This is a genomic window from Chlamydia crocodili (assembly GCF_018343815.1).
Classification (GTDB): domain Bacteria; phylum Chlamydiota; class Chlamydiia; order Chlamydiales; family Chlamydiaceae; genus Chlamydia; species Chlamydia crocodili.
In genome coordinates, this window is record NZ_CP060791.1 from 998,760 (window position 1) to 1,023,978 (window position 25,219).

A 25,219-nucleotide genomic window follows, 5' to 3' on the forward strand; every position below is an offset into this window, starting at 1 on the left:
CTAAATTATTCCTGTCTTTCTTTACGTGCTTGTTTTTTCAATTCATCAAGATTCATATTTCCTGAAGAGATCAAGCCTATAGCGTGAGAAAAACTATCGCAAACCAACCTAATTGTGTCGATATATACGCGCAATAATGTTTCATTAATTTCACCATTTAGACAAGGGACTACTAAACGATAGAAAATTAGTCCTTGTTCCTCATCCATTCCGAATCCAGGAATATCGACATCTCTATTTAGTAAGTGGAGAAGGCGTGCTGTAGCTTCTTTTTGGTTGTCATAGAGTTGGTAAGGGAAGTAGCAGATCATCTGAAGAATTTCTCCTTCACTACGAATTACAAAAAATAAAGGCAGCTCGTGATCTTCAGCTTGGATATTGATATAAGTTAATCCACTTTCTCTTTCTAAAAGGGGCTCTAATCCTGCATGTGTGAGATATTTTGATAGATTATTTTGATTTAAAGACCATGTTGTCATTTAAAACACTCCAAATTGTTCATAAAATATGCTTAAAATTCTTTGTCAGTAAGATTAGAGACCTGAGTACTATCTACTTTTTTATTTTTATGAAATTTCCGTATGCTCTTGCTAAGAAAATCAGAAGTATCCGAAGGTCCTTTTTTTTCATTTTGTTGTAGGAGTTCATTGATATCTGTATTTGGAGGAAATTCTGAAAGTAATGTAATTTTTTCTCCTGCTTCTGCAATGACAAGAATTTTGTTTACCACGCGAATAATGTAGATACAAGTTTTTTGATTTAAGGAGCGTCGATCAAGAATCTTGATTGTTGAAGTATTTCCAAAACCTTGACCTTTAGACTTTAGGAACTTCTTAAATGCCCATACTCCAATACCAAATAATGTAAGAAGTAATATTAAAGATCCTAGCATCTTAAACATTTCCAGCTTCATATTTTCTGGAAACATTCCTTGAAGATTTATTTGCTCACTAGAAGCATCAGCAAGAGCAAGATCGTCCATGCAAAATGTTAGATAAGAAAAAATTTTATAAGGCATATTTAAGACCTTTTTGCGTTTCTATAGTCATAAAATAACTAAGAAACAATTTGGTTTTAGGACATTTCACTAACGAATTGTTTTCGATTAGTTCTTTATAAGTTAATGTTCGACAGATTCCAAGAATAAATTAAACTGTAACTTTGTATATTCCTGCAAGAACGATGTAATTAAGATGACTAATTTTGAAATTTAAAAGAATATACTCGAATCGATCTTGAAGGATTTTTAATAGTTTCTTTCTTCATCATATTTTATGTTGATTTTGTTCTTTAGAATAGATGTAATTTTTTAATGATCAGTCTATGTAGATATTGGTATGTGTAGGAAAGTCATGATAAGTTTAAGGGGAGTGGTGGATTGCTTTATGGATAGATTACTGATTACAGATATAGATGGTACAATTACACATCTTCCGCATCATTTAGATCCTGAAATTATTAAGAATTTACATCACCTTCATAATTCTGGATGGAAAATATTTTTCCTTACTGGAAGATACTTTTCTTATGCCAATCAATTATTCAAAGACCTTTCGGTTCCGTATCTATTAGGATGTCAAAATGGTGCTTGTGTTTGGTCGTCTGAAGAGAATAAATTTCTTTATTTTAAAGATATTCCCAATGAGATTTTATATAAATTAGAGATATGTGTGGAAGATGGTGATGTGATTTTTTCCATAGAATCTGGAGCTATGAACCAAGATCGATATTATCGATTTACATCCTGTCCCAGTGAAAAAGAACTCTTGCGTCATTTAGATCCTGTATATTTTCCCTTTGCAAAAGATAGAGAGAGATTAGTAGAGAGTAAAAAGCTTTCTAGAGATTATCCTCATGAAATGTTTGCCGTTGCAAAAATTTTTGGTAAAAGAAGTGAAGTAGAAAAGATACAAGAAAGAATTCACAAATCTAAAGAGTTAGTTGAGAATTTGACTATCACATTCATGCGATGGCCTTTTGATTTTGATTATGCCATCTTATTCATGACAGACAAATCTGTATCTAAAGGGTATGCTGTTGACCGTATTATTGATTTAATCTACGAAGGTCAAAGACCTTTCATTATGGCTTCAGGGGATGATGCTAACGATATTGATTTAATTGAACGTGGAGATTTTAAGATTGTGATGAATTCTGCTCCAAAACACATGCATGGCGTAGCGGATTTTCTTGCCTCCCCGGCGAAAGATTTAGGAATTCTTCCAGCGTGGGAGGCAGGTGTAGAAATGTATCAAAGAATTAAGAATGCTTAGGAAGCATTTCGGGGCCAATTCCCATGATACTTGCTCCATGATCTACATAAAGAGTTTCTCCGGTAATTGCACTAGCTAATGGAGAAACTAGAAATGCAGCGGCGGCTCCGACTTGTTCTGTTGTCATAGGCTTCGGGATTGGAGTCCAATCTAAGTAATAATCTACCATTTGTTCGATAAATCCGATGGCTTTTCCTGCACGGCTCGCTAGAGGACCTGCAGAAATAGTATTTACACGAACTCCCCATTTTCTTCCTGCTTCCCAAGCAAGCATTTTGGTGTCACTTTCTAATGCGGCTTTCGCTGCACTCATACCACCTCCATAGCCGGGTACAGCACGTGAAGAGGCTAAATAAGTTAAGGAAATACAGCTACCGTCGGTATTCATAATGGGTCCAAAATGTGCTAACAAGCTAACCAGAGAATAACTGGAAGTACTTAATGCCGCTAGATAGCCTTTACGTGATGTTTCTAAAAGCGGTTTAGAAATTTCCGGACTGTTAGCTAGAGAATGGACTAAAATATCAATATGACCAAAATCCTTCGTAATCTCTTCAACAATCTCAGAGATAGTATACCCTGAGATCCCTTTGTAGCGTTTGTTTTCTGCAATATCTTGAGGAACATCTTCGGGTTTATCGAAACTGGCATCCATGGGGTAAATTTTTTTGATTTCTAGGAGACTTCCGTCGGACAATTTCCTTGATTCATTAAACTTTCCTAAATCCCAAGATTGGGAGAAGATTTTATAAATAGGTACCCAAGTTCCTACGATGATAGTAGCTCCTGCTTCTGCTAATATTTTAGCGATTCCCCAGCCATAGCCCTGATCATCACCAATACCCGCTATAAAAGCTACTTTGCCAGTTAAATCGATCTTTAACATGTGCCAACCTTATTTCTAAGTCCATATTGATATGGGGAGGTTAGCAGATTCCTTATTATTACGAAACTCTTTGAAAATCTGCTTTGGTCATCAATCATCAAAGCATTTTTCTTTATTCATTTTCCTGATTGTCAACTAAAATTTTTATTTACATTTTAATTTCACAACCATAAACTCTCTGCCCCTTGCCCAAGTTTGCAAGGAAAATCCTATGTTTAGTGTGATCTGTAAGTGAATAGGATAAAATTAAAATAGGAGAAAAATCATGGCATTTCCATTAGGGAATATTCGTTCTTTTTTAGGTTTTGGAGAACCTCAAGAAGAACCAAATGTTACAGAGAACACATCACTGGTTTCTACTGTTGCTGAAACAGCGTTGACTAATTCAACTACACCATCTAATTCGCAAACATCACCAAGTGCTTCTACGGTGACCTCTTCTGTTTTTATTTCAGAAGCAGGGGATGTTGCTATGGCTGCGGCTAACGTAGCTTTATCAGCTTTAGATGCGAGCTTGGAAGATATTTATGTAGATATGGATCCGATCAAACGTGACAGCGCATCACAAACAGATCAAATAATTTGTGAAGAATTTTTAAAAGAGATGTATGGAGATCAAGTTGTTTTGCGGGATCATGATAGAGAATTTGTTTCAGCTCGTTCTGCTTCATGTGGGGCGGATCTTTTTGCAAGATCTTCGATACTCACGCAACCTCGTCCAGCAAGTATGGAGTGTTTAGACGATATCTCACTTTTTGAAGATACTGAAACAACACCTTTAACAGGCACAGAAGAGACTAAGTCTCCTATACTACGAACACAAGTTTTTGGTTTTTTCATAGATCTTTTAAAACAAGATTTACTTCACGATAATATTAGTGGTGGTAGAGTCAAAGCACTCTTCGATCATCTATCTGGAGGTATGACACGAAAAGAATACGAAGAGTTATTGGATTTAATTAAAGAAGGAGATTTCACCTCTACACAAGACATCAGTAAGTTTTGCGATATATTTATGTCGACACCTGTATTTAAATCTTCAAATGAGCTACAGACCTTATTCACATTCTTCAAAGGAGAAGGTGGTTCTGTTACTTTAGTGATGTTGCATGAATTAATGGGTGTGTTAACACAAACGTTTGGTCTGCCACTTCCTGAAGGATTGGGTTCTTTTTTTCTTGCGCTCAAAAATTTATATGAAACTACACATCCCGGTGGGGAATCGAACATAGCTGCTGCAGTATCTATTATTTCTTTAGTTTCCGGAGTATTACAAAGTGAAACAACTCGTCGTGTTATGCAATCATGTTACGATGGTTGTGCAGATTCCTGTTCAGGAAATTGTGGTTGTGCGGGTTGTGGATGTGTTGATGGTGCTGTAGGTTGTGGAAGCTTTGGTTCATTCTTATGTGGTCTTTTTGCAGGATGCTTCAGTTTAGATACGCGTAGGGGCGGTATTACAGAAGAGGAGTTTAAGAAGTTAGAAAGTAAATACAGTTCAGCTGTCGTTTTGATTGCTTTAAATAATTTGGGTGTAAATACGGTAGATCTTCTTGCTGGTAAGCAAGTAACATTACCTAATTTAAATCAAATTAAGTCCGAATGCGAATCTACTTCTAAAGATCTTAACCGTATTATCAAAAGTAAAACTAAAGAGATGTGGGGCGAGGCTGCATGCAATTACTCTAATCTTTTATCTCATCCAGTTCTTAAAGAGGGAATTATTGCAGGTTTATCCAATCATCATATCGTTATTAATGACAATAGATTGCGAGCAAAAGTGCTTATCGATTGTTCTTGGGGATCTCATGGATTTGTTTCGACTAACGAACCTTTTGATTCGTCAAGATTAGTAGGTTCTCTTACTTCTCTTGTGGTTATGAAACGTGGGGAGACAGTGCATCGTAGATTGGGTGCTACTGATGCTTCTGATGTTATGACTTGCGTCTCTAGAATTCTTTCAGCAGCTGTATCTACGGGAAATAATATTTGGTTATCTACCGAGGACCTGATGACACTGGTTTGTATTGTTTTAGCCTACAGAAATCTTTCTGTTGTTGATGGAGAAGGCTCTGAGAGTACTAGAATCCATGATGTTCAAGAGATCAAAGACCTATTCTCCGTAGTTGAGGAGAATCGTATTCGAGTAGAAAGGAACAAGCAAAGTGATATCAGAGCCAGTATAAATACTTCCGTTCTATATGCGCGTATAGCTCGGAATGCATCTAAGAGAGAAAATAACTATAGAGTTTTGAAAGATAGAGCAAGGACTGAAGTTAGAGATAATCTTGTTATTAAGATGTCGATGCCATGGATGAGGGCTTCAGGTTTAGTTTTAAAGAATGCTTCTGGAAAAGCATACGATGAGGTTGATCAACCTGTTGTGAGATCTCCAAGAGCTTCTGGAGGTATCTATGTTGCTCAAGAGTATAGAGAAACTTCTGTATAACTTAAGTATATTAAATCATTTTCGAAAATAGCTAAGACTATTTTAAAAACCAACAAATCCGAGCATGTAGTAACTCAATCACAGTTGTTTATAGGCATCTCAGCCGTAAAGGATACTGAAATAAACAACAAAAATGGCTATTACATGCTCATTTCTTTAAAAATTCAAATTTTTTCTATACATTTCGTTTCATCTTATCTAATCTCCCATGCGCTAATTTTTTAAAAATCAATGACTTTGGGTTTTTGCCCTGTGTTTTTTGTTTTAGTTAAGGAGAATAAAAATGACATCGCCTACAGGTAGAGGTAATACGAATCCTGGTTTTATTTTTGATGATGGTAGTTCAAATACTGGTGGAAATTCTACTAGAGTGGGAGGAGATAGATCACAGGGGACAGGAGGGGTCAGAGGGATAGCTGCTGGTATTTATGATTGGTTTCAACATGGTCGTTCTTCTGGAGGAAATATCACGTCACAGACTGATGGAGCTTCTCGACCTAATCCTCCAGTAATTACAGCACAACCAGGTCCTAGTGGTGGTGTAAATACTTCTGCGAATATTCAAACGCTTTTAGGTTTGCTGACACAAGGTGGTACGGCTCCAGCTCCAACCTCTACTCCTATTCCGGCTCCAACCTCTACACCCGCTCCTAATGTGGATCCTAGTATGCAAGCGCTTTTAAATTTACTCGCGCAAGCTACAGGAGGCACAGTAGCAACACCTAATCCGTCTCCGACGCAACCTATGGTGCCTATTGTTACCACACAACCTGTACCTGGGATTACCATACCACAAGCAAATGCGCCGACTCCTGGAGTACAAGCGCTTTTAACTTTACTCACACAAGCCACAGGAGGCACAGTAGCAACGCCTACACCAGCTCCTTTGCCAATACCTGTGATGACGCAACCGGTTGCTGTAGGAAATCAAACTCAACAAATGCTTCAGACACTTTTAAGTTTATTTGCACAGAGTCCTGGTGGTATTTCTGGTCAAGGTTCGCAATTGCTTATAGGTTTACTTCAAGGTGTTGCATCTACCTCGGGTCCTTACCAGCAAGGTGCGCAATCTATTTTGAGCTTACTTCAGGGACAAAATGGCGCAGCTTTGCAGCAAGGGCTTGGAGCTTTAGCAAACTTAGTAAGCGGTCAGGGAACCACTTCGTCTAATATAGGAACAGCCGTACAGGCATTAAGTGGGTTAGCGGGTTTGGCAGGTCCCGCAGGTGTTGCTGTAGGCTCATTAGCTTCTATTATTGCTGCTGCTGCAACTAGCGAGTCTGCGCGTCGAGGTGGACGGTTCTGCTATGATAACTGCCATACATGTTGTGAGGGGAATTGTTGTTGTCCTCGATGTGGATGTAGTGATGGACAATGTGGTTGTGGAAGTTTGGGAAGATGTTTATGTGGTCTATTCGGAAATTGCTGCGGTGTGCAAGTTGATTCAAGAAGAGCTTTAGAGAAAGAATTACAAGAAATAGAGGATGAGTTCGGTGATTCTATATTTTTGATGGCATTAAGCAATCTAGGTATGGATACCGTGGGTCTCTTATCTGGAAGTACAGCTTTGACACTTCCTTCTATGGATAGGATTCGAGAGGAATGCAGGAACTGTTCTAGAGATCTTCCAGGGATTTTAAAAAATAAAACAAATGCTATGTGGACAGCTGCTGCACAAGGATATCGCGATGTTTTAAAAAATACATTTTTACGAGGGTGTTTTGTCTCTGGAATGGCAAGTAGCTGCGATATCAATACCAATCAATTAAAAGATTGTATACGCGTACTCCATAAATGGGGAGGAGATGGAGGTGTTATAGCAGCATCACAGTTTGATATGGAAAGGTTAGCTCTTACTCTTCCAGAACTTACCGTCACCTCGCGTCGCAATCCAGCAGTAGGACCTCTAGGTGTGATTACAGCTGCAGCTGTAATGCAGGATTTAGGAAAGATTTTGATGAAAGCATCTCATGGAGGACGACAGATTTGGATCAATGTAAATGATTTGATGACTCTCGTATGTATGATCCTTGCTTATCGAGGTATCTGCGTTGTTTCTGATGCTGTAGATCCTGAAAGAGCAAGGATATATGAGAGAGGTAGAATACGACAGTTGATCATTGACGTAGATAATCGTCGATTAATGAATGAGCGTAATCGTGGACCTGCTCCTTACGTTCCCTCCATAAATCCTTACGCAGATCTAGCAGCGAGATGTTTCGCTGAACACGCTCAACGTGCTGAGAGAATGAGAAATCCTGGAGATGCATCTAGACAACAGCTGTTAACAAGCCTATCTAGTAGATGGATGTTAGCAGCAGGTATTACTCCGACGACTCCTGTTACAACACAACCTCCAGCTTCAACAGCTCCTATAATTACACGTGCTACAGTTAGCGGATTGAGAGCAACGCCACCTACAGGAGAGGGACAAAACGAACGTAATTATGATGAGGAAGGCGCACGCCCTCGAGGAGGCAATGGCACTAATCAAGGAGGAAATAATCAGGGACAAGGGGGAAACGGCAACAACAATAGAGGAGGTAATACCGGAGGTGTAACAGAAACTCGAGTTTAACTTTTCTGTAGTAGGTGGGGGACTACTTCTCTAGGATCTCCTGATGGGGATGCTATAACATCTACCTTTTCTTGAGAAAATGGCGATGTAAAGGTTAGGCTATGTGCGTGGAGTAGAGGACGAAATACATTTTTCGGTTGTTCTTTCCTACCATAATCTACATCCCCAACAACCGGATGACCGAGAGTTTGCATATGTAGACGAATTTGGTGTGTCCTTCCTGTAATTGGCTCACAGCGCATTAAAGTATAGTGTTTATAAGTACACAACACCGACCAATTTGTAATTGTTAATTTCCCAGAATCTTTATTTGTATTTCCAAAAATTACAGCACCGCAACGGCGCAACTTAGGAGCAGTATAAGAAATTAACGTACCTGAAGATTTTTTTGGATGACCAAAAACTAAAGCAGTGTATTGTTTATGTATTTTTCGTTTCTTGAACAGTTCCGCGAGGGCATTAGCAGAATTTGCATTTTTGGCAAATAGGATACATCCCGTGGTATCTCTATCCAGCCTATGGACTATATTGAATCCGGTTATTTTTGCTAGATTTTCCGTAGAGATATGCGAAGGTTTGTCGTAAATACAACAATTTAGATCTTCCCAAAGAATTTTTGGCTCTGATCTTATTTGCAATGTTAAAGTAATGCAATCTCCAGGTTGAACTTTATAAGATTCGAACCTTTCCAAGTGACCGTTTACACGACAACCGTGATAACGAACCGAATTAAGAATGATATGTTTTTTATAATCGGGAAGCCGAGAACGTAAGAAAGATGATAATCTTTCTACATCATCAGCAACCCATGAGAATTCTTTCATAAAGTAGCAAAATTTAGAACTTAGGTAAAATTTTACGAGAATTTGTATGGCAAAGATAGCTTTTTCTGAAAGAGCAAAGAAATTTCCTGTGGAAAAGTTAAAAAAATGGTTTGCAGATAATAAGCGTAGCTTCCCATGGCGAGACAATCCTTCACCGTATAATGTCTGGGTTTCCGAAGTGATGCTCCAGCAAACTCGAGCAGAAGTAGTAGTAAATTATTTTCTTGAGTGGATGGAGAAGTTTCCTACCATAAAAGCATTAGCTACGGCTAAAGAAGAAGACGTGATTAAAGCTTGGGAAGGTTTAGGTTATTATACTCGAGTGCGGAATCTTTTGGATGGAGCTCGCATGGTGATGAAGGATTTCGGAGGAGAGCTTCCTGACGATCCTTTAGATTTAATGCAGATAAAAGGATTGGGTCCATATACAGTACATGCCATTTTAGCTTTTGCTTTTAAAAGGAGAACAGCTGCAGTAGATGGCAATGTTTTACGGGTAATTAGCAGAGTATTTTTAATAGATGCTTCTATAGATTTAGAATCTACTAAAACTTGGGTATTTAGAATTGCCTTATCTCTTTTGCCCGCTAAAGATCCGCAGATAATTACCGAAGCTTTGATAGAGCTTGGAGCATGTATTTGTAAGCGTGCTCCGAAATGTGAAATTTGTCCTTTAAATACTATGTGTGGTGCTTATAAAGAAGGTCGGCAAAAATCTCTTCCTATACGCCATGCTAGGAAAAAAATTGTTACATTATTTCGTTGGGTAGCGATTATTCTTTATGAAGATGCTATCGTTCTTGAACAGAGAAAACCTGAGGAGATGATGGCTGGTTTATACGAATTTCCTTATATAGAGGTTGAGTCTTTTGATGATCTTTCGGATATAGAAGGGCTTATCCAAGAAATGGAGGAACGTGTGGGAACTCCGTTGGTATTTTATGGAGAATTGGAGGAACAACGTCATGCCTTTACCCATTATAAGGTACGTCTTATTCCAAGAATCTTCCGTGCAAAATCTAAACCAAAATCTGAATTTCTCTATCCTATAGAGATCTTAGATTCTTTGCCTTTTTCTTCCGGACATAGGAAAATAAAGGGCTGGTTATTAGAAAATGCTTATACTCTTTCTAATCCTGAACTTGTGAAGGTTTAAGTTCATGAAAAATAAAGACTTTTCTCAATTGATAGAGCTTGTTAGAAAAATGGTCTCAGATGGTATCTGTCCTTGGACAGATCATCAGGATTTTGATTCCATACTTAGTCATATTCTTCAGGAGTGTAGGGAGCTTTCGGAAGCTGTTCATGAGGGATATCCTGTCAAGGAAGTCACCTCGGAAGCTGGGGATGTTCTTACTCTTGTGTTGTTATTGTGCTTCAAGATGGAATTTCTAGGAATGTCTTCGGTAGATGCAATTATTACTGAAGCCCTTGCTAAAATTCGTCGTCGTGCTCCTCATGTTTTCGATCCAAGTAAAACAATTTCTTATGAGGAAGCGAGAATAGCATGGGCTCTTGCTAAACTCGAAGAGAAAAGTGAAAAATAGGAAGTTCTAAGGGCTTTCCTCTTTAGTAAAATTCACTGAGTATGATATCAAAGAGCAGTAAGTTGGGGACCTTTTAAGAGAAGAGACCTACGAACCGGGTCAGGACTGGAAGGTAGCAGCCCTAAGAAGAGCTTTCTTTTGCTAGAAGTGCTTCTCCAGCTTACTCTTTTTCTTTTTCAATTTTATACCGATAACATTCCGATATTTGTAACGTTGAATAGTATATGCAATACTATAGGCGCAGCGATATGACGTTCTTTTTCATAAAGAAATCCCGTAAATAGAGAAAAAATTAAAAGAACAGGGACAAATATCAAGCTCCCCCAGGAATGCTCCACATGGGTAAGAGCAAAGATTACTGAAGAATATAAAAGAGCATAAACTCTATTCATTTTATTTTTCAGAAAGGTTTGTAGAAAACCTCTGAAGAATATTTCCTCAGCAAAAGGAATTAAAATTCCTAAACTTAGAATAAATCCACGATCATACACTGTAGATGTCAGAGTATCTTGGACTTCCTGAGTGAGTGTTTGTTCTTGTAGAGACTCCATAGGTAAGATCAGCATTAAGCCTTTATTCAGCACCAAACCAATGATTTGAGTAATAGGGATTACAATAATCCACATTCGTATTGCAGAGAAAATTGCTCCTAAAAATGTTGCCTCGGGCTTATTCCCTGAATAAATTACACTACGTGTAACTTCAATAGGTAATCCTAGAAGATAAAAAATGTAAGCAGATGCTAGAAAGATCCCGTGTAGCGAACGAGCGGTGATATCAGAATGTGATCCTGTAATAAAAGGAATCAATCCAGGAAGAAACAAAAGGGCAACGCCGACAAGAATATGCCGTAGTTGTAATGGGTTTTTTTCTGAGGGTTTTGGCCAGGTAAAAAAATTTCTCGATACAACAGCTGCTAGAGCTAGAAATATAAGAAGGAACAACCAAGAACGAATCATAAATTACGAATAATTTGCACAGACATAACCTTCAACTCTGGCAACGACTTCTCGAAATAAACGGTGATGCATAAGCCCCATAGGTGTAGATTCGAAATGTTTCGTTTGCCATCCGTAACGATGATAATCGCTTGCGGTTGTAGCGAGAGGTTGGCTAGATTCAATGATTTCTTGATAGATCATTGAAACCTTATTATGACGAATATCGAAAACACGAACACGAACAGAGGCTGTTATAGAGTCGTGGCCAAACATATCTTGTGATGTTTTCTGCTCTAAAAGTTCTGTAGCTACCACAAACTCTGCTGGAAGAAATTCAACTATTGCTTGTGGAGAAAACTCAGGAACCACAGGAGAATAAAATTGTGAGATGACCTGTGCAGATGCAGAATGTTTAATTAGAAATAACCTTTCAGAAGAATGGAATCTCTTGCCAATTTCTTGAGTGAATTCCGCTTGTAAATTCCATGGAAGTACTTCAGAGACTTTTCCAGAACGGTAAAATACTGGCAACATAGCAACAACACCCTTCGCCTTACTTCCTGATTTGTAAAGCTTAGGATGATAGCTCCCCGATGCTGGTAGAGAACAGCTAGATAGGTTTATAGACAAAAGTCCACAAGAAACTAATAAGAGGAGTTTTCGCATAATTGCTGTCCTTATATTAACGAATACCGTTTACTCGGGTATTGAATTTTACTTTTGTAAAGCGCCCCATTCTTTCAAAGGAATTCGTGTTTTCCTATGGATAGGGATACTGAGTTATTGTTCCTGTTAAGTTATAACAAAGAAAAAAATAAAAACAAGTCCCGAAATTATAGAAAACCCTAGATTCATTCTCATAGGTTTTCGTTATTTTACTTGAGAAGATTCTTTCTGATGATAGGAACAAGGACAATCCCATTCTTTAGGAATTAGTGTGCATCCGGGAATTAATAGCGCAGGGGATGAGAATACAAGAATAGAAAGAAACCATTTCATTACTATACTTATCCTTAACGTTGTCTTTTTCTATCTGTTCATAAGCGCAAGAATACTTTTATGCAAAGTCTATTTACATGTTTATTTGGAATAAATTTAATCTTTTTTAGATGTGCATAGGGATAATCTGAGAATAATAAAAAAATGCCCGTAATCTTACGGGCATAATTTTCTTAACAAAGAAAAATTTAGACAGAACCTTTAGGTTAACTAATCCTCAGTTTCAGTAGAGGTAGAGGATGACTGGTCTGTATTTTCAGAATTACTTGTACCACCAGTTTGATTTGTGCCAGTATTGTTTTCTACATCAGATTCATTATCTGAATCTTCAGTTTCACTAGTGTTTCCAGAATTTTCAATTTTTGAGGAATTTTCTACATTGTTGTTTTCCCCATCACCAGTTTTTTTAGAACCATCAATGCCCTGTTTGTCCTCATTAGTGGGAGGTTTTTTATTTTCATCTACAGGTGTTTTTGAATCGTTCTCTGGTGTCGGTCCCCCATCTAGACTTAGATCTTTTTTCATTTTGTCTATATCTATTCCTTTAGGACCTGGTAATGCAGGAACCTGTAATTTAGACTCCAAATAGGAGCGGTGTTGATGAATTGCCATTAATAGAACTATAGCAGAGAGTATTGCGCCTACTGGTAAGGCCCAAAGTCCACCAACTCCAGTTACAATGGCGCAGATAATGCCAATTGCAGATAGTAAGGCAGCGGCTACTATAACGACTATAGATAGAATATTGGATCTTTTTATTTTTTTCTCAGTGTCTGAAACTAGCTTATCAAAATCAGTCTTTTGTGTGGAAGAGAGGTCAGTTATATGTTCTTTAGTTGGTGATGGAGGTACAGATGATGTCATAATTTTCACCTAAATTAGTGTTGATTGCAGACATTCTAGGGGAATTTATGATTTTAAGTCTTTTAATTAGTGAGGTTTAGTTTATTTTATTTTCTTTTTCCAGAGAAATAACACACTAGTTTAAGAAGCGCGCTTTGCTTTGTTAACTGCTTATTGCTAACGGTTTTATGTAATGCTCTGGTGAATGGCTTAATTGAATTTCGTGTTGGGTCTACACAAGATTTATAAAGAATTTGGAAATAAAAAAGGAACCGCAGATATTCATCCGGGTTCCTTAACATTCTTACTTATAGTAAATGTTTTACTGTTGTTTAAGAAGATCAGCTCCTAATCCCTCAGTAAAACCTGGCTCAGTATTAGCAAATCCTAGCACTGGAGGGCTGGAAAAAGAGTCGTCACCAAAAGGTATAAAAGAGAGTTTGGGTCGTGCTCTATAAATTACTAGAACCAAAATTACGGAAAGAACGAGAGCAGCTACAGGTATGGCCCATAGACCCGCAATCCCTGTAACAACAGCGGCCGCTATACCCGCAGCGGATATTAATGCTGCAGCCACAATCGTAACGATAGATAAGGCTTTCGCCTTTCTTAATCCTCTATGATAAGCTTCGGGAGTGATAAAACTCTGTGGTTTTACCGCTACATCCGGAGTTAAGGAAGATGTTGAAGATGCTGAAGATAATGACATGCTTTTATCCAAAAATTAAAACTATTAATTACATTATTTTAACAGAAAATAGATTTTAAGTCTTTTAATATTGGTTATTTAGTTTGATTTAATCTTGTGGAAAGAAGAGAGGAGGTTCTATAGGCATGCCTTCCTTCCTTACAACAACAATTGTTAAGAATATGTTAAGATTTCTCTCTGCAAATTCTTGAAGGGCAACGACGAGAGCGGCTTTTGCGGCTTTTAGATGCAAGTTATCCATAGGGAGGATTTCGTCATCATAGCGATCTCTTCGATTTGGCTCAGAGAATAATAGAGGGATTTGCACCATGGTTGCAGGAATCTCTCCAGAAATCGCCTCTTCAAAACATTTTATATAGGCTTCTTTACATGCATGGAAAGCTGCTCTTGGATCATAATTCTCTGGTGTTAGTGGGTTATAGACGTGAGAGAAGTAAAAAGGTAGGCCAGTATTGGGAAGATTTCTTACCCCCTCATTAGTTTCCCAGATACATTTTTTTGAACAGGTACCCGGAGTTAGTATAGTGTTATCACTTGAGATTTGTTTCGCTCTATCCCAGCAGTCAAGGCTTACAGTCCTATAGAAAGAGTAGCGTCCCCAAAACAAGTCTCCTCTATTCATTTCCGCATCAGTGGGATTTACCATCATTAATGTGCATTCGGAGGTTGTTCTGGGTTCGGTGACATCGCCAACAGTGGAGATCAGGATAATTCCTGGGTTGCTATTTAGCCGCCAAGCAGCTTGCTGCACGCTATCTGGAAGAGGGCGTATTTTATAGGGAAGGCTACACCATCGAGACTCTGTCCACATAGTTGTTAATAAATCATCGTATTTAGGTATTACGAATGGTATGCGTACGGTAGATTCCTCATCAATTGGACTATTTGCTTCTAGGGGTAGTCCTGGAAAGATAAAAGGCGTTGGCTGTATGGCTATAGGATCGGATTGTGTATTTATTAAATCTAGAAGGCAACAAAAAACCATCAAAATAGAGGCCAAAGACAAGATCACGACAGATGCTGCTAGTGGGAATGCTATAGCGAGGACGATTCCTGATAAAATCAAAACTCCGGCAAGGCCCAGAATACATCCTACAAGTCTTTTCTCATATTTTTTTAAAAATTGAGAACAAGTTCTCGATGCATCAACATCATGAGGAGGAATATCTAGTTTTAAAGATGTTGGTTGTATTGACATTTGTGATTTTGGATTATGAGAAGATTCTATTTTAGCGGGAGTCTGTTAAAAGATACCCTACTTTAACTAACTATTTCCTATAACGAGGTAATTATAACTCAACCTTTTCTATTTTAGCTAATTAGTATTAATTTATATGTAAGAAAGTAAGGAAATCTAAATATAAAAATTTCTCTAAATATTGTCATTTTGGTATATCCCAGAGGGAATACCAAATTATAATTTTCTATTGATTGAACCAATCAGTTTCAGAGAATCTCTAATTTTTTATCTGTGTTTAGTAATTTATAGTTTCCATGCAAAATACTGTAGATTTCGATTATTTTGGTCTAAGCGATATTGGGATGGTGCGCTCTAGGAATGAGGATTTCTGGCAGGTAAACCTTTCCTTAGGAGCTGTTGCCATTGCAGATGGTATGGGAGGATGTTTAGGAGGCGATGTAGCTTCTCATGAAGCTATTTTTAGCTTAATGGAATTGATTAACGCCAAGCAATCCCAGCTAGAAGAGTTTAAGGATGATCAGTATCGAGAAATATTAAGGGTAATTCTTTCCAAGGTTAATGGTTTGATTTATGAGCATGGTCTCATGGAATCACGTCTTCAGGGTATGGGAACTACGTTGAGCTTCATGCAGTTTCTTAGGGAAAAGGCGTGGTTGCTTCATGTCGGAGATAGTAGGATTTATCGCTTGCGTGGTGAGAAGTTTTCCTGTTTGACAGAGGATCATTCTCTAGCAAATCAATTGAAAAATCGTTATGGGCTTTCTAAACAATCGGATAAGGTGTATCCTTATCGGCATGTTCTGACTAATGTTTTAGGAAGTCGTCCCTATGTGACCCCCGATATCCGGGATATTTCTTATGAAAAAGAAGATTTGTTTGTCTTTTGCTCGGACGGCTTGACAAACATGGTTTCTGATACAGATATGCGGGATATTTTACTTCAATCTACGACTTTAGAAGAAAGTGGAAATATTTTGATTTCCTTAGCCAATAGTCGTGGGGGATCTGATAATGTTACCGTGGTGTTAGTCAGAATACAGTAGCATCCGATTTAAGGAACTGTATAATGATCTACTTGGATAACAATGCCATGGCTTTTTTAGAGCCAGGTCTTTTGCAATTTCTACAACAACTCTTCCATGAGGGGGTCTATGCTAATCCTTCAAGTATACATGGTCCAGGGAAAAAATCTCGGAAGATAATTCACGAAACAACAACATTAATTCAGAAGACACTGTCTTTTTCTGGGCAGGTAATTTATACTTCGAGTGCTACGGAAAGTTTAAATTTAGCTATTGCGAGTCTTCCTAAGGGAAGTCATGTGATTACATGCAGTTGCGAACATCCTGCGATAATAGAGCCTTTAAAAAATACCAACCTTCTCGTTTCGTATTTAGATCCCCAGCTTGGAAACTGTACAATTAGTCCTGAGCAAATAGAAGCTGCTATTATACCAACCACCTCAGCAATCGTATTGGGATGGGCAAATAGCGAGATTGGTGCGAAAATAAATATAGAAGTAATTGCTAATATTGCTAGGAAGCATAATTTACAATTTATCGTAGATGCTACAGCAATCATTGGTAGAGAAAAGGTAACCATTCCTCAAGGTGTCTCTATGGTTGCTTTTAGTGGACATAAGTTTCACGCTTTATCGGGAATAGGAGTTCTTCTTATAGCTCCAGGATTTAAAGTTTCTCCCTTGCTTTGGGGAGGTGGTCAGCAAGGAGGTATACGTTCTGGAACAGAAAACCTCTGGGGGATTGCTTCACTATACTATATTTTCAATATTCTTATTGAAAAACAAGAAGAAATAGCTTCAAAAATTTTACGATATCGCACTTACTTCGAGGCGTGTTTAAAAAAGCGTATTCCTGAGATTAGAATTCATTGCGAGCGTCAACCCCGTGTGAATAACGTTTCTGCTATTGCTTTTCCCCCATTAGAAGGTGAGGTGATGCAAATAGCTTTAGATGTTGAAGGTGTCGCCTGTGGTTATGGATCCGCATGTTCTTCGGGAGCAACTACAGCTTTCAAATCTTTAGTTGCTATGAAAATTGATCAGGATATATCGCTAGCTACTTTACGATTTTCTTTCTCTCATTTACTAACACAAGAAGATCTTGATTTATCTATAGAGAAGATTATAAAGATAAGTACGCATTTGAAAAGTGCTTGGTAAAGTTACGAAAGTAGATTTTTGATAGAGACGCTTTTGATTCCATATAGCGATACTTCTTTAACTTCTAGAAGAAGATTATCGGTAATTACTGAGGTTCCAATTTCTGCAGGAGTATCAAGTAATTGTAAAACTAGCTGCGCTAGAGTTTCTACTCCATAACGCGTAAGTTCAATTCCCAACTCTTTCTGTAGATCTTTTAAAGGTGTATTCCCAGGAAATGTTCTTTCTATTAAAGAGACAGTTTTAGGTTTTAATTGAGCAATATTTGATGTGTTAAATAGAATTTTAAAAATTGCGTTTAGACTGAGAATACCCATGGGTTCTCCAGAAGAATTCAATACAACAGCTACGCTAGAGCGGTTATCTCTGAATTCTTTTAGGATGCGTATCAGTTTAGATTTTGCTGTAATAAACCATGGTGAATGGAGGTTATGAATTAATGCATCATCAAGATTTTTATTCACAAAATCTTTAGGCAGCGCTATCCCTATCACATTTTTACGTACCTTGTGGTATACGGGGATAAACTCCATGTCAGTATTTTTTATCTTCCGACATAAATCTTTAACATTTGCTGTAGAAGGTAACATTGTCACCAAATCTAGGGGTTGACATACCTGTTCTGCAGATGTTGCACTTAAAGAGAAAATATTTGTGGCAATAACATTGAAATCTTGTTCTTCATGATGCGTCTCTAAGGCTTTTTGAAATTCGTCACGACTTAATGTTGAGTTTAACTTCTCTTTTTTTATTTTTAGTAGATAGTAAATTCCTTCTGTAAGACTCCCTATGAATTGAATTAATGGATAAAATAGATAATGAGAATAATACAGTATAGGAGCTCCCCAAAGCGCTAACCTCTCAGGAATTTTACGTGATATTGTTAAAGGGAAAAGCTCAGCAAAAATTACGACAAGAAATATCTGAGTAAAAGGGGCATAATCCGGAGAAAATCCCAGAGCTTTATAACAATTCCTGGCTGATTCAGAACCAATTTGAAGAGCTATATTCACTCCAAGCATTACTGTCCCAAATAAACGATAAGGACGACGAATAAGAAAATTAATATAGCGTGCTTTCTTATGATCTTTTGTTAGATAGTATTGCAAGCGTACACGATTGAAGGAAACGCAAGCCATTTCCATCATAGAATAGAATCCTTGAAGAACAATACATAAAAAATTGACCCCAAGCCAAAAGAAAGGAGAATCAGTCATGCATTTTCCTTATATACACTCGGCGTATGCGATTAGGGGCCGCGTCCAAAACTTGAAACATAAGATTGTTCCAAGTGAGTTTTGTTCCCGTAATTGGAATAGATTCCATCTGTTCAGTTAACCATCCTCCTAAAGTTGCACTATTGTTATTTGTAGGGAGATTGATATTGAAAATCTCACTGAGGTCGCTCAGTTCTAAAGTGCCTGCTGCGATAATAACATCTTTCCCCGACATTGTATAAAGAACTTTTTCACTTCGTTGATCAACGATTTCTCCAGAAACAATCTCAAAGAGATCTTCCTGAGTAATTAATCCTTCGATCGAACCATATTCGTCAATGATCATGCCTAAAGTCTCATCTTCAGCAGCAAGATGACATAGAGCAGTTTTTGCTGATATTGTCTCAGGCATATAATAAGGCTTATTCAATAAAGGCAACAGGTCTTCGGATGACTGTAAGGGTTTACCGTAAAGTAGCAAAGCTTTCGCTGTGCAGATTCCTAATAGATTTTGTAAATTGTCATTACATACAGGAACTCTCGAACAATGTTGCTGAGAAAATAGATCATAGAGATTGTCGAGGGGTGTTTGAATGTCATAGAATAAAACATCTTGACGAGGTTTCATGCGCTCTTTAACACTACAATCACTAAGAGAGAGATAACCGTATAGCAGACGACTTTCATCCTGATTAACAACACCAAAGTCTTTGCAACTTTGTAAAACCTCCTTCAATTCCTGAGGTTGGATAATATCTACCTTCTGAGATGAAAGAATCCATTGTACAATATAGTTAATCCCACTGATTGCCCAGTAAAGTAAAGGTCGAAGCGCCTTTGTAAATACTAAAATAAGAGGAGCAACAAAAGCGGCTATCTGTGTGTTAAACGGAAGAGCTACTGCCTTAGGTAAAATTTCACATAAAATTAGAGTTAAAGCTAAAGGGAAACCAACAATAAGTAACCACGAAGCTTTGTCGCCAACAAGTATAGCTACACAGTTTTGAATCCCAATATTCAATCCGATATCAAGAAAGATTAGGGTAATGAGTAAATGGTGGGGATGAGAAAGTAGAGAAGCTACTAACTGCTGCTTTTTATATCTAGAGCGCTTGTAATGAGAAATTAAAGAGGTTGGAAGAGAGAAAAGAGCTATCTGTGATAACGAAATAAATCCAGAACACAGGGTAAAACATATGATTAAAAAAATCAGAACAGTAGAAATCATGCTTGTGTCTCAATCCATGCTCTTCGATTCTATAATCGGAGAGAAACATACTTTAGTATAGCCCTTAGGAATTAATCCTAGTCTACGAATTAAAGCAGATTCAATCACCGCAGGATCATCCCAATGTTGAATATGCAATCGAAGTTCTTTTTGCTCTTCTTCAGCATAAAGGATTTTCTCTTGTAGTCCTGATACACGCTTTTGTAAACGTATTTCCTCTTGTTTCAGTTCATGAATAGCGCGGTCATACATAAACCCACTAATAAGCATGCAGAGGATTAACCACCAAGAGTTAACCACAATTTCTTCAAGGCATGTCTGCCAGTGAACTTTTTGCATCTTCTAACTTTAAACAAACGGAACAGTAATTCCCTGCTGTTTTTGATACTTACCTTTTCTTTCTGCATAAGAAACCTCACACATCTCGTCTGCTTCAAAGAACAAGACTTGAGCTATTCCCTCATTAGCATAAATTTTTGCTGGGAGAGGAGTGGTATTGGAAATTTCTATGGTAACGTATCCTTCCCATTCAGGTTCAAAAGGGGTTACATTAACAATGAGTCCACAACGTGCATACGTGGATTTCCCTATACACATTGTTAAGACGTTTCTTGGAATGCGAAAATACTCTACACTGTGAGCAAGAGCAAATGAATTCGGAGGAATGATACAAACATCATCAGTAATAGAAATAAATGTATCTTCTGTAAAATGCTTTGGATCAACAAGAGAATTATATACGTTAGTGAATACTTTAAACTCTCTAGACAAACGGAGATCATAACCATAGCTAGATAAACCGTAGCTGATTAATTTCTCTCCAGTTTCTGCGTCTGTATTTACTTGGCCATCTGCAAAAGGCTCGATCATACCATGAGCCAATGCCATTTTACGGATCCATTTATCTTCTTTAATGCTCATTTAGAAACCTTAGTAGTTAGATTCTATAGAACGTTTTCATAGTATTTTGATTTCATAGAAACTGTAATCTTGGCGATACAGTTTTCTATACAGCAATAGAATACATCTTTTATCGGTATAAGCAAATACTTAAAAAATTCAAAGGTCTTTTAACTTTTGAAATAGAACACACTGTCTCTCTAAAAGAGAAGAACTTTATAATTGATGCGATTCTACGCCGATGTTAGATAATAGCGTAGGAAAAAGGCAAACCTTATTTTTTCTTAAGATTTTTTTTAATCATTCTTAGCTATGAGCATACAATCCTAAGTTTATTTTTATACGAGAGAGCTATCTTAATTAGTTTTGTTTTCATTTTTTTAGGATATTCTTAATTTATCCTTTCTAAGGACTTGTATTGACGTTATAGAATTAGCCTATGTATAACGACATTTTGGCAGATGTACTATGCGATGAAAATTTCAAAAAATACGGATCTTATTTTCTAAGATTTCTTATGAAAAAGAGCAAATAATGTAGCTCACACAAATTTCTTAGAAGACAGAAATTCCTATCCTTTGTGAGACTAAGAGAAATGCGGTAACATATGACACATCAGGTATCTGTCTTACATCAAGATAAAAAGTTCGATATTTCTTTACGCCCCAAAGGACTGAGAGAATTTTGTGGTCAGAAGCAACTTACGGAACGCTTGGAATTGTTCCTTCATGCCGCTGTGCAACGAGGAGAAGTTCCCGGTCACTGTCTTTTTTTCGGTCCCCCGGGATTGGGTAAAACATCACTTGCTCATATTGTTGCTCATACCGTAGGTAAAGGATTAGTCGTTGCTTCAGGACCTCAACTTGTTAAACCGTCTGATTTATTGGGGTTGTTAACAAGTCTGCAAGAAGGTGATGTTTTCTTTATTGATGAAATTCATCGGATGGGAAAAGTTGCTGAGGAATATTTATATTCCGCAATGGAAGACTATAAAATTGATATTACTATTGACTCAGGCCCTGGTGCACGCTCTGTTTCTGTAGATCTTGCTCCTTTTAGTTTAGTAGGAGCAACAACACGTTCTGGAATGTTAAGTGAGCCCTTGCGTGCTCGTTTTTCTTTTACTGGCCGTATGTCATATTACTCCGATGAAGATTTGACAACAATTCTTAAACGATCTTCTAATTTATTGGGAATTGATGCTGATACTTCAGCATTACACGAGATTGCCCGAAGATCTAGAGGAACGCCTAGATTAGCGAATAATCTCTTGCGTTGGGTTCGAGATTTTGCTCAAATGCGCGAGGGTAATTGTATTAATAGTGACGTAGCCGAAAAAGCTCTGGCTATGCTATTAATAGATGATTGGGGATTAAATGAGATTGATATTAAACTTCTCACCACAATAATAGACTATTATCAGGGCGGCCCTGTGGGTATTAAAACTTTATCAGTGGCCGTAGGAGAAGACATCAAAACCCTAGAAGATGTGTATGAACCTTTCTTGATTTTAAAGGGTCTATTAAAGAAAACATCTCGAGGAAGAATGGTTACCCAAATTGCTTATAATCATTTGAAAAGGTGTTCAGATAACTTGCAGAGTTTAGGAGAAGAAAAGTGAAGATATTGAAGTACATCCTTTTAGGACTTTCCTTCAGTATGGGCGTAGCCGGGTATACAGAAGTTAAGGTTTCTGATACTTTTATGGTTCAACCTGTTGTTTCCGAACCTAAAATTCGCGTTCTTCTTTTGAATGAGAGTACCACGGCTTTAATAGAAGCTAAAGGTCCTTATCGCCTTTATGGTGACAACGCGTTATTGCAGCATTCACCTCAAGGTTTACGCTGTGCTGCCCACGCTCTTTACGGAGGTGTTCGATGGGGGGAAAATTTCCCTGGAGTCCAATGCTTAAAAATAGAGCCTATTGATGACTCTGCATCATTATTTGTAAATGGACTACAATATAAGGGGGCTCTCTATATTCATAAGACAGATAAGCATTGTATTGTTGTGACTAATGAGCTAACTGTTGAAGAGTACCTTAAATCAATTCTTTCCACAAAATATCTCAGAGAATTAGATAAAGAAGCTTTATCAGCATGTGTAATTTTAGAAAGAACCGCTTTATACGAAAGGCTTCTTGCTAAAAATCCTCAAAACTTCTGGCATGTCACGGGATCCGAAGATAATTATGCTGGTTACGGAGCTACACGACAATTCTATGGTGTTGAAGATGCTGTGGATTGGACATCACGATTGATTGTTGATAATCCTGAAGGGTTGATTATTGATGCTGATGGCTTGCTTAAAGCTAATGTTGATCGTCTTGCTATAGAAGGTTACAATGCACGTCAAATTCTTGAAAAATTCTATAAAGATGCTGATTTTGTAGTTATAGAATCTTGGAATGATGAAGCTAATGAAATTAGCTAGGATGACTCGTATAACTTATAGCAACTAGCATCATATAAGAATCTAAAAATACTTTCTCTGACAAGCTTTCTGATATAAAACCTGAACTATCTACTATTTTTTGATAAGGAAGAAAATTCTCTCTTATTTCTGGTAGGTGAATTTGGATCCTTTCATCTCCTGTATAGAATGCTGTGAATAGACTGTACTTCGAATATCTAAGCTCATAAGCTAAAAATTTACTAGGATTCCAATGTTCTATAGGATTCGCGTTTACATCGAGCCAGATAATATTTTCGTGAGTAAGGAACCCTTTATTGAAGATTTCCTTATGTTGTTTCCTGAAACGAATGGCTCCACAGACAAAATCAAAAAGAGAAGTATTTTTAGATAATTCGTCCCAAAGGAAATGATTAGCATCCGTGTCTAATGCCCAACGGTTATTATTTCCTTTTCCCGTATGACCATATTCATCTCCTGATTGCAGCATCGGAATGCCTTGAGAAAGGAATAAGGTTAATAGGAAATTACGCATCTGACGTTCGCGTAAAGCAAGAATTTCTGGATTTTTAGTTTCTCCCTCTTCTCCAAAATTATAGCTATAGTTTGCGTTGCTTCCGTCGCGATTATCCTCCCCATTTCCTTCATTATGTTTGTCATTATAGGAAACTGTGTCACGCAAAGTAAATCCATCATGACTACAAATATAATTAATCGAGTTGCAAGGAGAGCCTTGTGGATAGAGATCTTGAGATCCAGAAATCCTTGAAGCGAAAGCACCAACAAGATGTTGATCTCCATTTAAAAAGGATTTTATAGTATCACGATATTGCCCATTCCACTCGCTCCAACGTGGGCTTAAGGTAGGGAAGTAGCCTACTTGATACAGACCAGCGGCATCCCAAGGTTCAGCAATGATTTTTGTTTCTGAAAGCACAGGATCATAGCTGATAGCGTGTAGGACTGGAGAGAATGGAGTGGGATTGCCTAAAGGATCGCGTGAGAATACAGAAGCAAGATCGAAACGAAACCCGTCTACATGCATCTCCTGAACCCAATAGCGTAGGGAATCCAAAATCCACTGTGTTGTGGGCGTGTGGTTAGTATTTACTGTGTTCCCGCATCCTGAATAATTTGCGAATTCTCCTTGAGAATTCACTATATAATATGAAGAAAGGTCTATCCAAGGCAAAGGACAAATTGTGTTATCTAATCCTGTATGATTAAAAACAACATCGAGAAACACCTCAATATTTGCTTTATGTAAAGCTTTAACTAGAGTTTTAAATTCTCTGATTGGTGCACAGGGATCTGAGCCATAAGCGTAACGTCGACAAGGAGAGAAAAAGTTTACAGAAGAATATCCCCAGTAGTTGCAAAGGTGAGGTGTGTTTGCAGTTCGGAAAGGATGGTAAGTTTCATCAAATTCAAAAATAGGGAGAAGTTCAATAGCGTTGATTCCAAGTTTTTTCAGATAGTCTATCTTTTCGATAATACCTAAGAAAGTTCCTGGATAACGTACTTGAGAAGAATTATTCCAAGTAAAAGATCGGACATGCATTTCATAAATGATTGATTCTTCTTTGGGTAAATTGAGACAGCGATCTCCTTCCCAAGAAAACTCTTCATTTTTTAAATAACTAAAGGCATAGTCTCCAGAGGTTTTTATAGAGCCAAAAGTTTGTGGAGAACGAAGGTTTTTTGCATAAGGATCAGAAAGGTATTTTTTAAAATCAAACCTAGCTGTTGCGTTTGTAGGACCGTCTATGCGAAAAGCATAAGACCACTGATCAGAAATTCCTTCCACCTCTATATGCCAGATAGCTCCCGTCCGGTTTTGCTCATGTGATAAAACTATTTCTTGGATATGGAAACTTTTATCGGCAAGAGCAAGAACTACTTGAGTAGCTTGTGAAGAAAATAACGCAAAACGATAGCGGTTAGAAGAAAGCTGAGTTGCTCCCAGAGGTAGTGGAGAGCCTGGATAAAAACTAATTTTGCCCATTGTTAACTCGATAGCACAATGGGTT

Annotated in this window: 24 protein-coding genes and 1 other RNA gene; 10 read left to right on the forward strand and 15 right to left on the reverse strand. The window is 37.7% G+C overall.

The window, feature by feature from the left end; all coding sequences use genetic code 11:
- Positions 1 to 5: 5 nt before the first annotated feature.
- The gene (locus H9Q19_RS04400; protein WP_213240681.1) at positions 6 to 479 is read right to left on the reverse strand and encodes a type III secretion system chaperone family protein; all 474 of its coding nucleotides are present in this window, start codon (positions 477 to 479) and stop codon (positions 6 to 8) included.
- A 32-nt stretch (positions 480 to 511) separates the two neighbouring features.
- Positions 512 to 1,018 carry a FliO/MopB family protein gene (locus H9Q19_RS04405; RefSeq protein ID WP_213240683.1) on the reverse strand — a complete coding sequence of 169 codons (507 nt, stop codon included), beginning with the start codon at positions 1,016 to 1,018 and terminating at the stop codon, positions 512 to 514.
- A gap of 367 nt (positions 1,019 to 1,385) precedes the next feature.
- Between H9Q19_RS04405 and H9Q19_RS04410 the strand changes: the two genes are divergently transcribed.
- Positions 1,386 to 2,273, forward strand: a complete 888-nt coding sequence (locus H9Q19_RS04410; protein WP_213240685.1) for an HAD-IIB family hydrolase — start codon at positions 1,386 to 1,388, stop codon at positions 2,271 to 2,273.
- Here the strand turns inward: H9Q19_RS04410 and H9Q19_RS04415 are convergent.
- Positions 2,260 to 3,159, reverse strand: a complete 900-nt coding sequence (locus H9Q19_RS04415; RefSeq protein WP_213240687.1) for an enoyl-[acyl-carrier-protein] reductase — start codon at positions 3,157 to 3,159, stop codon at positions 2,260 to 2,262. The two genes, H9Q19_RS04410 and H9Q19_RS04415, sit on opposite strands and share 14 nt — an antisense overlap.
- A 265-nt stretch (positions 3,160 to 3,424) precedes the next feature.
- Here H9Q19_RS04415 and H9Q19_RS04420 point away from each other — a divergent pair, with 265 nt between their 5' ends.
- Both H9Q19_RS04420 and H9Q19_RS04425 read left to right on the forward strand, forming a co-directional pair.
- Positions 3,425 to 5,608, forward strand: coding sequence for a hypothetical protein (locus H9Q19_RS04420; RefSeq protein WP_213240689.1), 2,184 nt, complete (start codon positions 3,425 to 3,427; stop codon positions 5,606 to 5,608).
- 283 nt (positions 5,609 to 5,891) lie between these two features.
- Positions 5,892 to 8,186 (forward strand): hypothetical protein, encoded by a 2,295-nt coding sequence (locus H9Q19_RS04425; protein WP_213240691.1) that lies wholly within the window; start codon positions 5,892 to 5,894, stop codon positions 8,184 to 8,186.
- Here H9Q19_RS04425 and H9Q19_RS04430 read toward each other — a convergent pair.
- Complete coding sequence (locus tag H9Q19_RS04430) at positions 8,183 to 9,010, reverse strand: RluA family pseudouridine synthase (protein ID WP_213240693.1); 828 nt, start codon at positions 9,008 to 9,010, stop codon at positions 8,183 to 8,185. The two genes, H9Q19_RS04425 and H9Q19_RS04430, sit on opposite strands and share 4 nt — an antisense overlap.
- Before the next feature lie 46 nt (positions 9,011 to 9,056).
- On the opposite strand from H9Q19_RS04430, the gene mutY reads away from it, so the two are divergent.
- The 3 genes from mutY (at position 9,057) to ffs (ending at position 10,717) form a co-directional block, all read left to right on the forward strand.
- Complete coding sequence (gene mutY, locus H9Q19_RS04435) at positions 9,057 to 10,166, forward strand: A/G-specific adenine glycosylase (protein ID WP_213240695.1); 1,110 nt, start codon at positions 9,057 to 9,059, stop codon at positions 10,164 to 10,166.
- A gap of 4 nt (positions 10,167 to 10,170) precedes the next feature.
- Positions 10,171 to 10,557, forward strand: coding sequence for a MazG nucleotide pyrophosphohydrolase domain-containing protein (locus tag H9Q19_RS04440; RefSeq protein ID WP_213240697.1), 387 nt, complete (start codon positions 10,171 to 10,173; stop codon positions 10,555 to 10,557).
- A gap of 63 nt (positions 10,558 to 10,620) precedes the next feature.
- An RNA gene (gene ffs, locus H9Q19_RS04445) (signal recognition particle sRNA small type) lies at positions 10,621 to 10,717 on the forward strand.
- A gap of 22 nt (positions 10,718 to 10,739) precedes the next feature.
- Here the strand turns inward: ffs and H9Q19_RS04450 are convergent.
- The 6 genes from H9Q19_RS04450 to H9Q19_RS04470 form a co-directional block, all read right to left on the reverse strand.
- A complete protein-coding gene (locus H9Q19_RS04450) occupies positions 10,740 to 11,516 on the reverse strand; it encodes a CPBP family intramembrane glutamic endopeptidase (protein WP_213240699.1) in 777 nt (258 codons plus the stop codon).
- A 3-nt stretch (positions 11,517 to 11,519) separates the two neighbouring features.
- Positions 11,520 to 12,164, reverse strand: coding sequence for a CT253 family lipoprotein (locus tag H9Q19_RS04455; RefSeq protein ID WP_213240701.1), 645 nt, complete (start codon positions 12,162 to 12,164; stop codon positions 11,520 to 11,522).
- A 204-nt stretch (positions 12,165 to 12,368) separates the two neighbouring features.
- On the reverse strand, positions 12,369 to 12,497 hold the full coding sequence (locus tag H9Q19_RS05395) for a hypothetical protein (RefSeq protein ID WP_256437695.1): 129 nt from the start codon (positions 12,495 to 12,497) through the stop codon (positions 12,369 to 12,371).
- 210 nt (positions 12,498 to 12,707) lie between these two features.
- Positions 12,708 to 13,361 (reverse strand): hypothetical protein, encoded by a 654-nt coding sequence (locus H9Q19_RS04460; RefSeq protein WP_213240703.1) that lies wholly within the window; start codon positions 13,359 to 13,361, stop codon positions 12,708 to 12,710.
- Positions 13,362 to 13,662: 301 nt separating this feature from the next.
- Positions 13,663 to 14,049 (reverse strand): hypothetical protein, encoded by a 387-nt coding sequence (locus H9Q19_RS04465; RefSeq protein ID WP_213240705.1) that lies wholly within the window; start codon positions 14,047 to 14,049, stop codon positions 13,663 to 13,665.
- Positions 14,050 to 14,137: 88 nt separating this feature from the next.
- Positions 14,138 to 15,247, reverse strand: a complete 1,110-nt coding sequence (locus H9Q19_RS04470; protein WP_213240707.1) for a hypothetical protein — start codon at positions 15,245 to 15,247, stop codon at positions 14,138 to 14,140.
- A 296-nt stretch (positions 15,248 to 15,543) separates the two neighbouring features.
- Here H9Q19_RS04470 and H9Q19_RS04475 point away from each other — a divergent pair, with 296 nt between their 5' ends.
- Together H9Q19_RS04475 and H9Q19_RS04480 are read left to right on the forward strand one after the other, a co-directional pair.
- Positions 15,544 to 16,293, forward strand: a complete 750-nt coding sequence (locus H9Q19_RS04475) for a PP2C family protein-serine/threonine phosphatase (protein WP_213240709.1) — start codon at positions 15,544 to 15,546, stop codon at positions 16,291 to 16,293.
- 23 nt (positions 16,294 to 16,316) lie between these two features.
- The gene (locus tag H9Q19_RS04480; RefSeq protein WP_213240711.1) at positions 16,317 to 17,432 is read left to right on the forward strand and encodes a cysteine desulfurase family protein; all 1,116 of its coding nucleotides are present in this window, start codon (positions 16,317 to 16,319) and stop codon (positions 17,430 to 17,432) included.
- Positions 17,433 to 17,434: 2 nt separating this feature from the next.
- Here H9Q19_RS04480 and H9Q19_RS04485 read toward each other — a convergent pair whose 3' ends face one another.
- Genes H9Q19_RS04485 through dcd form a run of 4 tightly spaced genes read right to left on the reverse strand, consistent with a single transcriptional unit; the run spans position 17,435 to position 20,798 of the window.
- Complete coding sequence (locus tag H9Q19_RS04485; RefSeq protein WP_213240713.1) at positions 17,435 to 18,649, reverse strand: CNNM domain-containing protein; 1,215 nt, start codon at positions 18,647 to 18,649, stop codon at positions 17,435 to 17,437.
- Positions 18,642 to 19,877, reverse strand: coding sequence for a hemolysin family protein (locus tag H9Q19_RS04490; protein ID WP_213240715.1), 1,236 nt, complete (start codon positions 19,875 to 19,877; stop codon positions 18,642 to 18,644). The genes H9Q19_RS04485 and H9Q19_RS04490 overlap by 8 nt, the downstream gene beginning before the upstream one ends.
- A gap of 9 nt (positions 19,878 to 19,886) precedes the next feature.
- Positions 19,887 to 20,216: a hypothetical protein gene (locus tag H9Q19_RS04495; protein WP_213240717.1), complete on the reverse strand. Its 330-nt coding sequence runs from the start codon at positions 20,214 to 20,216 to the stop codon at positions 19,887 to 19,889.
- Between the two features lie 9 nt (positions 20,217 to 20,225).
- On the reverse strand, positions 20,226 to 20,798 hold the full coding sequence (gene dcd, locus H9Q19_RS04500; RefSeq protein ID WP_213240719.1) for a dCTP deaminase: 573 nt from the start codon (positions 20,796 to 20,798) through the stop codon (positions 20,226 to 20,228).
- 586 nt (positions 20,799 to 21,384) lie between these two features.
- On the opposite strand from dcd, the gene ruvB reads away from it, so the two are divergent.
- The gene (gene ruvB / locus H9Q19_RS04505) at positions 21,385 to 22,398 is read left to right on the forward strand and encodes a Holliday junction branch migration DNA helicase RuvB (RefSeq protein ID WP_213240721.1); all 1,014 of its coding nucleotides are present in this window, start codon (positions 21,385 to 21,387) and stop codon (positions 22,396 to 22,398) included.
- Positions 22,395 to 23,210: a SpoIID/LytB domain-containing protein gene (locus tag H9Q19_RS04510; protein ID WP_213240723.1), complete on the forward strand. Its 816-nt coding sequence runs from the start codon at positions 22,395 to 22,397 to the stop codon at positions 23,208 to 23,210. The genes ruvB and H9Q19_RS04510 overlap by 4 nt, the downstream gene beginning before the upstream one ends.
- On the opposite strand, the gene H9Q19_RS04515 is transcribed toward H9Q19_RS04510, so the two are convergent.
- Positions 23,203 to 25,194 carry a glycogen debranching protein gene (locus H9Q19_RS04515; RefSeq protein ID WP_213240725.1) on the reverse strand — a complete coding sequence of 664 codons (1,992 nt, stop codon included), beginning with the start codon at positions 25,192 to 25,194 and terminating at the stop codon, positions 23,203 to 23,205. The two genes, H9Q19_RS04510 and H9Q19_RS04515, sit on opposite strands and share 8 nt — an antisense overlap.
- Between the last annotated feature and the right edge of the window lie 25 nt (positions 25,195 to 25,219).

What these genes read in the sequence shown, in the direction of transcription:
- H9Q19_RS04410 (WP_213240685.1), top strand. Translation starts at nt 1,386, where the DNA reads ATGGATAGATTACTGATTACAGATATAGATGGTACAATTACACATCTT.
- H9Q19_RS04490 (WP_213240715.1), bottom strand. Translation starts at nt 19,877, where the DNA reads ATGATTTCTACTGTTCTGATTTTTTTAATCATATGTTTTACCCTGTGT.
- H9Q19_RS04460 (WP_213240703.1), bottom strand. Translation starts at nt 13,361, where the DNA reads ATGACATCATCTGTACCTCCATCACCAACTAAAGAACATATAACTGAC.
- mutY (WP_213240695.1), top strand. Translation starts at nt 9,057, where the DNA reads ATGGCAAAGATAGCTTTTTCTGAAAGAGCAAAGAAATTTCCTGTGGAA.
- H9Q19_RS04455 (WP_213240701.1), bottom strand. Translation starts at nt 12,164, where the DNA reads ATGCGAAAACTCCTCTTATTAGTTTCTTGTGGACTTTTGTCTATAAAC.
- H9Q19_RS04470 (WP_213240707.1), bottom strand. Translation starts at nt 15,247, where the DNA reads ATGTCAATACAACCAACATCTTTAAAACTAGATATTCCTCCTCATGAT.
- H9Q19_RS04465 (WP_213240705.1), bottom strand. Translation starts at nt 14,049, where the DNA reads ATGTCATTATCTTCAGCATCTTCAACATCTTCCTTAACTCCGGATGTA.
- H9Q19_RS04480 (WP_213240711.1), top strand. Translation starts at nt 16,317, where the DNA reads ATGATCTACTTGGATAACAATGCCATGGCTTTTTTAGAGCCAGGTCTT.
- H9Q19_RS04415 (WP_213240687.1), bottom strand. Translation starts at nt 3,159, where the DNA reads ATGTTAAAGATCGATTTAACTGGCAAAGTAGCTTTTATAGCGGGTATT.
- H9Q19_RS04475 (WP_213240709.1), top strand. Translation starts at nt 15,544, where the DNA reads ATGCAAAATACTGTAGATTTCGATTATTTTGGTCTAAGCGATATTGGG.
- H9Q19_RS04405 (WP_213240683.1), bottom strand. Translation starts at nt 1,018, where the DNA reads ATGCCTTATAAAATTTTTTCTTATCTAACATTTTGCATGGACGATCTT.
- H9Q19_RS04400 (WP_213240681.1), bottom strand. Translation starts at nt 479, where the DNA reads ATGACAACATGGTCTTTAAATCAAAATAATCTATCAAAATATCTCACA.
- H9Q19_RS04515 (WP_213240725.1), bottom strand. Translation starts at nt 25,194, where the DNA reads ATGGGCAAAATTAGTTTTTATCCAGGCTCTCCACTACCTCTGGGAGCA.
- H9Q19_RS04430 (WP_213240693.1), bottom strand. Translation starts at nt 9,010, where the DNA reads ATGAAAGAATTCTCATGGGTTGCTGATGATGTAGAAAGATTATCATCT.
- ruvB (WP_213240721.1), top strand. Translation starts at nt 21,385, where the DNA reads ATGACACATCAGGTATCTGTCTTACATCAAGATAAAAAGTTCGATATT.
- H9Q19_RS04450 (WP_213240699.1), bottom strand. Translation starts at nt 11,516, where the DNA reads ATGATTCGTTCTTGGTTGTTCCTTCTTATATTTCTAGCTCTAGCAGCT.
- H9Q19_RS04420 (WP_213240689.1), top strand. Translation starts at nt 3,425, where the DNA reads ATGGCATTTCCATTAGGGAATATTCGTTCTTTTTTAGGTTTTGGAGAA.
- H9Q19_RS04495 (WP_213240717.1), bottom strand. Translation starts at nt 20,216, where the DNA reads ATGCAAAAAGTTCACTGGCAGACATGCCTTGAAGAAATTGTGGTTAAC.
- H9Q19_RS04440 (WP_213240697.1), top strand. Translation starts at nt 10,171, where the DNA reads ATGAAAAATAAAGACTTTTCTCAATTGATAGAGCTTGTTAGAAAAATG.
- H9Q19_RS04485 (WP_213240713.1), bottom strand. Translation starts at nt 18,649, where the DNA reads ATGACTGATTCTCCTTTCTTTTGGCTTGGGGTCAATTTTTTATGTATT.
- H9Q19_RS04425 (WP_213240691.1), top strand. Translation starts at nt 5,892, where the DNA reads ATGACATCGCCTACAGGTAGAGGTAATACGAATCCTGGTTTTATTTTT.
- H9Q19_RS05395 (WP_256437695.1), bottom strand. Translation starts at nt 12,497, where the DNA reads ATGAAATGGTTTCTTTCTATTCTTGTATTCTCATCCCCTGCGCTATTA.
- dcd (WP_213240719.1), bottom strand. Translation starts at nt 20,798, where the DNA reads ATGAGCATTAAAGAAGATAAATGGATCCGTAAAATGGCATTGGCTCAT.